Origin of the sequence: Staphylococcus sp. EG-SA-17 (assembly GCF_017151845.1) — a bacterium.
Taxonomy (GTDB): domain Bacteria; phylum Bacillota; class Bacilli; order Staphylococcales; family Staphylococcaceae; genus Staphylococcus; species Staphylococcus aureus.
On sequence record NZ_JACVZO010000020.1, the window covers coordinates 40075 to 48781 of the forward strand.

At 32.4% G+C, this 8707-nt stretch carries 8 protein-coding genes; 1 reads left to right on the plus strand and 7 read right to left on the minus strand.

From position 1 onward, the window contains the following. Positions 1-31: 31 nt before the first annotated feature. The 4 genes from rpoD to ccpN all read right to left on the minus strand — a co-directional run bounded on the left by rpoD (position 32) and on the right by ccpN (position 4692). Entirely contained in the window at positions 32-1138 is a 1107-nt protein-coding gene (rpoD, locus tag IDG65_RS09785) for an RNA polymerase sigma factor RpoD (protein WP_001283055.1), read from the minus strand. A gap of 223 nt (positions 1139-1361) precedes the next feature. Continuing rightward, positions 1362-3179: a DNA primase gene (gene dnaG, locus IDG65_RS09790; RefSeq protein ID WP_001217257.1), complete on the minus strand. Its 1818-nt coding sequence runs from the start codon at positions 3177-3179 to the stop codon at positions 1362-1364. A 60-nt stretch (positions 3180-3239) separates the two neighbouring features. Then, positions 3240-4058 (minus strand): pyruvate, water dikinase regulatory protein, encoded by an 819-nt coding sequence (locus IDG65_RS09795; protein WP_000411298.1) that lies wholly within the window; start codon positions 4056-4058, stop codon positions 3240-3242. A 10-nt stretch (positions 4059-4068) separates the two neighbouring features. Beyond that, positions 4069-4692, minus strand: coding sequence for a transcriptional regulator CcpN (ccpN, locus tag IDG65_RS09800; protein ID WP_001797828.1), 624 nt, complete (start codon positions 4690-4692; stop codon positions 4069-4071). A gap of 334 nt (positions 4693-5026) precedes the next feature. On the opposite strand from ccpN, the gene IDG65_RS09805 reads away from it, so the two are divergent. Next, on the plus strand, positions 5027-6418 hold the full coding sequence (locus tag IDG65_RS09805) for a glycine--tRNA ligase (RefSeq protein ID WP_001030080.1): 1392 nt from the start codon (positions 5027-5029) through the stop codon (positions 6416-6418). Between the two features lie 150 nt (positions 6419-6568). Here the strand turns inward: IDG65_RS09805 and recO are convergent, their stop codons facing one another. From recO to cdd, 3 genes are read right to left on the minus strand one after another with little or no spacing between them, the layout of a single operon-like run. After that, complete coding sequence (gene recO, locus IDG65_RS09810) at positions 6569-7315, minus strand: DNA repair protein RecO (RefSeq protein WP_001557361.1); 747 nt, start codon at positions 7313-7315, stop codon at positions 6569-6571. A 27-nt stretch (positions 7316-7342) separates the two neighbouring features. Further along, positions 7343-8242 carry a GTPase Era gene (era, locus tag IDG65_RS09815; RefSeq protein WP_000134765.1) on the minus strand — a complete coding sequence of 300 codons (900 nt, stop codon included), beginning with the start codon at positions 8240-8242 and terminating at the stop codon, positions 7343-7345. Further along, positions 8243-8647 (minus strand): cytidine deaminase, encoded by a 405-nt coding sequence (gene cdd, locus IDG65_RS09820; RefSeq protein ID WP_000121875.1) that lies wholly within the window; start codon positions 8645-8647, stop codon positions 8243-8245. Between the last annotated feature and the right edge of the window lie 60 nt (positions 8648-8707).

An 8707-nucleotide genomic window follows, 5' to 3' on the forward strand; every position in this document is an offset into this window, starting at 1 on the left:
TCTTGGTATCAATCATTAAAATTGATATAAATTAATCCATAAAGTCTTTCAAACGTTTACTACGACTTGGATGTCTTAATTTTCTAAGTGCTTTTGCTTCAATTTGTCGAATACGTTCACGTGTAACACCGAAAACTTTACCAACTTCTTCAAGTGTTCTTGTTCTGCCGTCATCAAGACCAAATCTTAATCGTAATACATTTTCTTCTCTATCAGTTAATGTATCAAGCACATCTTCTAATTGCTCTTTTAATAATTCATAAGCAGCATGATCTGAAGGACTTTGTGCTTCCTGATCCTCAATAAAGTCTCCTAAATGACTATCATCTTCTTCACCAATTGGTGTTTCTAATGAAACAGGTTCTTGCGCAATTTTTAAAATTTCACGAACTTTTTCTGCTGGTAAATCCATTTCTTCACCAATTTCTTCTGGTGCTGGATCTCGACCTAAGTCCTGTAATAATTGACGTTGAACACGAATTAATTTATTAATTGTTTCTACCATATGCACAGGGATACGAATCGTACGTGCTTGGTCAGCAATTGCACGAGTGATTGCTTGTCTAATCCACCATGTTGCATATGTTGAAAACTTAAATCCTTTGTTAAAGTCAAATTTTTCAACAGCTTTAATAAGACCCATATTACCTTCTTGGATTAAATCAAGGAATAACATACCACGACCTACGTATCTTTTAGCAATACTTACAACTAAACGTAAGTTCGCTTCTGCAAGTCTTGATTTTGCTACTTCATCACCTTGTTCAATACGTTTGGCTAATTCGATTTCTTCTTGTGCACTTAATAAGTTAACACGCCCAATTTCTTTAAGGTACATACGAACTGGGTCATTTATTTTAACACCTGGAGGGGCACTAAGATCACTTGGATTCAGTTTCTCGTCAGTATCTGAACTATCTTTTTCATTAACTAGTGAAATATCATTATCATTTAATTGATCAAAGAAATCATCCATTTGATCAGAGTCGATATCAAAATTCTGAAGTTTTTCAGCAATTTCTTCATGACTTAAATGACCCTCTTTTTTACCTTTTTCAATTAATTGCTTCTTAACATCTTCTAATGTTAATGTCGGATCAATTGTTTGTTTTTTAATTTTAACTGTGTTATCAGACATGAAACGGCCTCCCGATTTTAAATATGAACATTCGAAATTTATTCAATATTGCTATTTTAAACTAAATTCTTAATTAATTCATCCATATTTTTAATTTTATTTTACAAATTGGAACTAATCCCAATATTTATTTTTCAATAGTGTTGTTTAAATGCGGTAACTATCATTTACCCTTATACATTTTGACATAATCATTATTCGTATTATTCTTTAAAATCACATGCTACATGCGTTCTTTATTCTTAGCAACAATTTGCTGTAAATAGTATTTTTGTAATTCTACATCGCCAATCCTTGTAGCTTCCCTTAATTTATGATTCAATGACTCAATTGTTTCTTGTCCTTTTTCATTAATAACATTGACATAATCATCAATTTCATTTTCATATGGTTCGTCATTCAAATTATATTGTTCTAAGCTAATTAGTGTTTCTCTCAACTCATTTGAATTAACATACTGTACAGCATCACTGATATTATATTGATCATTTTCCGCATAAAAATCATGTAAGACTTCGAATACATATTTAAAATGCTGATTTGTGAAGTTATCCTTATCAACACTTTCATAATAATTTAAAAATGTATCTTTATCTCTCATTAAATGTTTTAAAAATGCTCGCTCCGCTTTTTCTTGACGGCTCAAATTGTCAAATTGTGCCATACCAATTGGCTCAGGTTCAATGTAACCTCCATACTCATCATAACCGCCATACTCATCTTCTGGATAATAATTGGCTGGTGCTTGATTGAATTGTATTTCGTTAGCTAACTGCTCAGGACTAACATTGAAAAATGGCGCAACATCATTTATAGCCTTTTGTTGCAGAATTGATGACTTCATAAGTGAAATGTCATGACTCAGTTCTTTCAAATAACGTTCATATGAAAGGTCATTATGTGCAATTTCATCTTTTAATATACTTACTTTATAATGTGCAAATGACTTTTTGTCATTTTTCACAAAAGTAGTAAATGCGTCGTTGCCATACTTACCAATGTATTCATCCGGATCCATGCCAGATGGCAATTGTATAACAAATACATTTAGCCCTTGCTGTAACAAATGTTGACCTGTTTTAAGTGTTGCTTCACTACCCGCAAAATCCCCATCAAACATTAATGTTATATTTGATGTTAACTTTCGTATAAAGGTGATATGTTCATCTGACAACTGTGTACCCATTGTTGCAACAACGTTTTTCAAGCCAGCAGTATCAGATTTTATAACATCCATAAAACCTTCTAGTAATACAATTTCATCTAATTTTCTAATTGATTTACGTGCTTTATCTAAGTTATATAACAACTTTCTTTTTTGAAAGATAGGCGTTTCAGGACTATTTAAGTATTTTGGTTCTTGACCGGTATATGTTCGACCTGAATATCCAACAATTCTTCCTTGCGCATTTTTCAAAGGAAACATAATTCGATTTCGAAATCTATCGTAATAACTGAAATTTTCTTCGTTACGTGATAATAATCCGGCTTCATATGCTAATTCAATATCGTAACCCTTTTTTTGAAGAAAATCATGACAAAAATGTGAGCTGTCGGGTGCAAAGCCAATGCCTCGCTCTTTAATAAGCGCATCTGTAAAACCACGTTCTTGTAAGTATGTTAATGCTTGTTCGCCTTCGACTGTCTTTGTTAAAGCGTAATAATAAAATTCTTGTATTAACTCATGCATTTCAATCATTTGTAAATCATCAGAAGCAATTTGAACATTTGAGTTAGATTGTGTTGCCTCAATATCTACAGCAACATTAACTCTATCACCTAATTCTTTAACCGCTTCAACAAATGATATGTCTTTAATTTCTTGAGTAAATTGAAAAACATTGCCACCTTTTTTACAACCAAAACAATGACAAATTTGTTTATCTTCAGAAACTGTAAATGAAGGTGTCTTTTCATCATGAAAAGGACACAAACCTATATAATTGCGTCCTCTCTTTTCTAATTTTACATATTCACTTACCAAGTCTAAAATGTCGGTTTTATCTTTTATTTCATTAATGATCGATTGATCTATTCGCAAATTAAATCACCTATTAAGCATTAGTTATACTATTATACCTAATTTTCGACAAAAATGAAATCATTTCGATTTATTTTGTTCAATATAATGGATTATATCGTTTGCTGTTTCTTCGATTGCTTTTTGAGAAACATCAATGACAGGACATCCAATTTCACTTACGATTTCTTCAAAGTAATTCAATTCTTCTTGAATTCGTGCTTCTGTTGCATATCGAGCTGTGTCACCTAGTCCTAATTGTTTTAGTCGCTCTTTTCTAATGCGATTTAATTTTTCTTCACTTATTTTAAGTGCGATACATTTCTTTGGATCAATATCATATAAGCCATCTGGCGGTGTCACTTCTGGTACAATCGGTACATTCATAACTTTGTAACTCTTATGCGCTAAATACTGAGATAATGGTGTCTTTGAAGTTCTCGAAATACCAAGTAAAACAATATCAGCTTTAGGTAATCCTTTAGGATCTTTACCATCATCATATTTAACTGCAAACTCTATCGCATCAATTTTCTTGAAATATGCATCATCTAATCTATGAACGATACCTGGCTCATTATAAGGTTTTTCTTCAACCGAAGCTGATAATAAATCCATTAATGGCCCCATGATATCGACAGACTTCAATTGGAATTCTGCTACTTTCTCACTCATATATTGCTTCATTTCAGGTTTAATAAGTGTATAAACAATGATAGCATTTGTATCTTTTGCAACTTGAATCACTTCATCAACATCTTCAAAAGATTCAATATATGGATATCTTAATAATTCATTTTTACATTGCTTAGGATTGAATTGTGAAATACCTGCCCTAGCAACTAACTCTGCCGTTTCACCTATAGAATCTGAAGCTACGATAATTTTAATTTTTTCCATTACTTCTCACCTATTCTTTATATAATGCTACTAATAACTTAGCTATTGTTGTTTTGGAAATTCTTCCAATTACTTCATACTTTTGATTATCTTTTTTTCTTACAATTGGAATCGAATCAATTTCTTTTTCAATCATTCTATCTGCTGCGTATATGACTAATTCGCTTTCCTCTAAATAAGTGACATTAGGCATACGTGTCATATTTACACTGATAGGTACTGTATGAATATCTGCTCCAATCATTGAAGCTCTTAATAAATCTTTTCTTGAACACACACCAACAAAATCGTTATCTTCATTAATAATAAATAATGTACTTACATCTTCTAAAAAAATTGTACAAATAGCGTCATAAACTGTTGTATTCTCTCTTAGCACAACAGGTTGAGACATATAGTCCTTAACCTCAAATTGTCGAAGTTTTTCATTAAAAAATTTACCTTTTGATTTACCTGAATAATAATATCCAACTCGGGGACGCGCTTCTAAAAAACCTGACATTGTTAATATCGCTAAATCTGGTCTAAGCGTTGCTCTTGTTAAATTCAACTTATCTGCTATTTGTTCACCAGTAATGGGTCCTTTAGTTTTAACAATTTCGATGATTCGTTCTTGTCTTTGACTGAGTTCTATAGGTCTTCACCCCTTTTTTATTCACTTATTATTATACCGATATTTCTTTCATGTCACAAACACATTAATTTTACTTGCCTTTAAATAATCTATCAATTAGAATAAACGTACAGCGAGTTAAGGATAGTGTAAGCTTAACAATAAGATTGGCGCAACGAATCATTTTAAAATAAAAGCGAGTGACTACACTAATTTGGGTGGAACCGCGGGTTAAATACGTAACTTATTTTGTATTATATACAATTTAAAATATTAACTCGTCCCATGGAAGTAAAGCATATTTACTATGCTGTTATTTTCCATGGGGCGTTTTCATGTATGAGGAGAGGTAATTATGGCAAAAGATATGGATACAATTGTTTCATTAGCAAAACACAGAGGTTTTGTGTTCCCTGGTAGTGATATTTACGGTGGTTTATCAAACACATGGGATTATGGTCCTTTAGGTGTTGAATTAAAGAATAATGTTAAAAAAGCTTGGTGGCAAAAATTCATTACACAATCACCGTTTAACGTTGGTATCGATGCTGCAATCTTAATGAATCCAAAAGTATGGGAAGCTTCAGGACACTTAAACAACTTCAACGACCCAATGATTGATAATAAAGATAGTAAAATTCGATATCGCGCTGATAAATTAATTGAAGATTATATGCAGGATGTTAAAGGTGATGAAAACTTCATTGCCGATGGTTTAAGTTTTGAACAAATGAAAAAAATTATTGACGATGAAGGTATTGTTTGTCCTGTAAGTAAAACTGCTAACTGGACTGAAATTCGCCAATTCAATTTAATGTTTAAAACATTCCAAGGTGTAACTGAAGATTCTACAAATGAAATTTTCTTACGTCCTGAAACAGCACAAGGTATTTTTGTAAACTATAAAAACGTGCAACGTTCAATGCGTAAAAAATTACCATTTGGTATCGGTCAAATTGGTAAATCATTCCGTAATGAAATCACTCCAGGTAACTTCATTTTCAGAACAAGAGAATTTGAACAAATGGAACTTGAATTCTTCTGTAAACCTGGAGAAGAAATCGAATGGCAAAATTATTGGAAAACTTTTGCAAGTGACTGGTTAACAAGCTTAAATATGAGCAGTGAAAATATGCGTTTACGTGATCATGATGAAGATGAATTATCTCATTACTCAAATGCAACAACTGATATTGAATATAAATTCCCATTTGGTTGGGGTGAGTTATGGGGTATCGCAAGTCGTACAGACTTCGACTTACGTAAACATGCTGAACACTCTGGTGAAGATTTCAGATACCATGATCCAGAAACGAATGAAAAATATATTCCATATTGTATCGAGCCATCACTTGGTGCAGATCGTGTAACATTAGCTTTCTTATGTGATGCATATGATGAAGAAGGCGTTGAAGGTAGTAAAGATGCACGTACAGTTTTACACTTCCATCCTGCATTAGCACCATATAAAGCAGCGATTTTACCTTTAAGTAAGAAATTATCTGGCGAAGCGATTAAGATTTTTGAGCAATTAAGTTCTAAATTCTCAATCGATTTCGATGAATCACAATCTATCGGTAAAAGATACCGTCGTCAAGATGAAATCGGTACACCTTATTGTGTAACATTCGACTTTGATTCATTAGAAGATAATCAAGTTACAGTACGTGACAGAGATTCAATGGAACAAGTTCGTATGCCAATCTCAGAGTTAGAAGCTTTCTTAACTGAAAAAACAAAATTCTAATTAAAAAGACTCTCCACCATATGTGGTGGCTATATAATTTATAAAAAGAGATACTGGTTAGTAAAATTGCCAGTATCTCTTTTCTATTCGAAAAAGGTATTCAAATAAACACATCTATGTGGCTACTTGAATACCTTTTATTATTTTATGTTATTGTTCCAATCTTTTTAATTGGTTGATTAGTTTCTGACTTTTAAAAAACATACCTGCATATTCACGATATAACATTAAAATGATATCTGACATTTCATCAATAATTTCTTGATGGATATTCAATGAATTCATTTTATCTATTGGTAATTTTTGTAATACATCTAATAAATATAGTGTTTTATTCGATAATATAACTGCATGTACATCTTTAGAAGCCTCTTGCCTTGAAATCGCACCGTCAAACTTAAAACTATAACCTATTAAATCTGCTTGTGTGTCATTACCACTCACAGCACAGCGATTAAATGATGCAGTAAAACCAAATCGTTTCATACACTTTAACATAACTACGACTGACATTAACTGTGCAGATGTACCTGATTCTATTTTTTCAAGAACAAATTGTAATAATTGATAGTTATATGGTGCAATGTCACCTTCATCCATTGAGCGCTCAATAGTTTCAGCTGCCAGAGAGGCATAACTGCTTACGTAAAGGTCCATTTGTAATTTATAATGTTGACTAATAACATCTACAGAATTTAACGTTCCCATACCTCGCCACTGATTGTAAATAAACAAACCATAAACAAACAATTGCGTTTGCGCTTGTAAACCCGTCTTAACTTTTTTAGCACGCCTTGCCATAAGTGGTACTTTTGCACCATGCTCATTTAAAATCGTGATAATTTTATCAGATTCACCATAATCAACTGCTTTGATGATAATCCCTTTTTGGCGCATTAACAATTATCTTCACCACTTTTAAGATTAATCTTGGTCTTCAACATAACCAATTTGGCGAATAAAGTTAACTTTGTTTCGCCAGTCTCTTTGAACTTTGACCCATAATTCTAAGTAAACTTTAGAGCCTAGAAGCATTTCTATATCACGTCTCGCACGTTTTCCTACTTCTTTTAACTTTTTACCGCCTTTTCCAATGACAATTCCTTTTTGCGAATCTCTTTCAACATATATAGTTGCTTCGATATGAACGCGATCTTCGCTTTCTTTAACCATACGGTCCACATTAACACCAATCGCATGAGGGATTTCTTCACTTGTAAGATGAAGGATTTTTTCACGAATGATTTCACCCACTACAAATTGTTCAGGATGGTCTGAAATTTGATCATCTGGATAATATTTAGGTCCTTCGGGTAAATACGTCTTTAAAACATCAATAAAATGATCGACATTTAGCCCTTCTAATGCTGAAATAGGTACAATCTCTGTAAAGTCCATATAACTTTGATATTCTTCAATCTTTGGCATTAATTCATCTGGATGCACTAAATCTATTTTATTTAATACTAAAAATACTGGTGTCTTAACATTTTTCAACATTTCTATAATATATTCATCGCCTCGTCCAATTTCCTCATTGGCATTAACCATAAACATGATTGCATCTATCTCAGATAATGTATTTTTAGCGACTTTCATCATATAGTCACCTAATTTGTGTTTAGGTTTATGAATACCTGGCGTATCAATGAATATAATTTGCGCGTCATCTCTTGTCATAACACCTTGAATTTTATTTCTAGTTGTTTGAGCTTTATCGGACATGATTGCTATTTTATGGCCGATCACTCTATTAACAAATGTTGACTTTCCTACATTTGGTCTACCTATAATTGAAACAAATCCTGATTTATGTTCTGTCATTTATTCTAAATCCTTTCCTGAAAATCCAAATGGTAGTAACTCTGCGACTGTCATCATAACCATATCTCCTTTATGATTTGTCATATACACAGGCATATCATCATCACATAATTCCTTCAAAACTTGACGACATGCACCACAAGGTGATGACGGTTTATCTGCATCTACGGTTACAGTTATTGATTCAAAATCACCTGGTCTGTATCCTTGAGAAATTGCCGATACCAAACTAGCTCGTTCAGCACATATCGATAATGGATAAGAAGCATTTTCTACATTGGTACCATAAAAAGTTCTACCGTCTTTCGTTTTTAAATAAGCCCCTACTTTAAATTGACTGTATGGCGAATATGATTCTTGTTGTGCTTTTCTAACTTCTTGAAAATAATGAGGTTGATAACTCATATATGCCTCCCTAAAATAACGCTATAAAATGTGGTAAAAATACTATTAAACCTATAATAA

Bases quoted from the DNA above. Each gene is read 5' to 3' on its own strand.
- era (WP_000134765.1), bottom strand. From the start codon at position 8,242: ATGACAGAACATAAATCAGGATTTGTTTCAATTATAGGTAGACCAAAT.
- recO (WP_001557361.1), bottom strand. From the start codon at position 7,315: ATGCGCCAAAAAGGGATTATCATCAAAGCAGTTGATTATGGTGAATCT.
- IDG65_RS09795 (WP_000411298.1), bottom strand. From the start codon at position 4,058: ATGGAAAAAATTAAAATTATCGTAGCTTCAGATTCTATAGGTGAAACG.
- cdd (WP_000121875.1), bottom strand. From the start codon at position 8,647: ATGAGTTATCAACCTCATTATTTTCAAGAAGTTAGAAAAGCACAACAA.
- rpoD (WP_001283055.1), bottom strand. From the start codon at position 1,138: ATGTCTGATAACACAGTTAAAATTAAAAAACAAACAATTGATCCGACA.
- IDG65_RS09805 (WP_001030080.1), top strand. From the start codon at position 5,027: ATGGCAAAAGATATGGATACAATTGTTTCATTAGCAAAACACAGAGGT.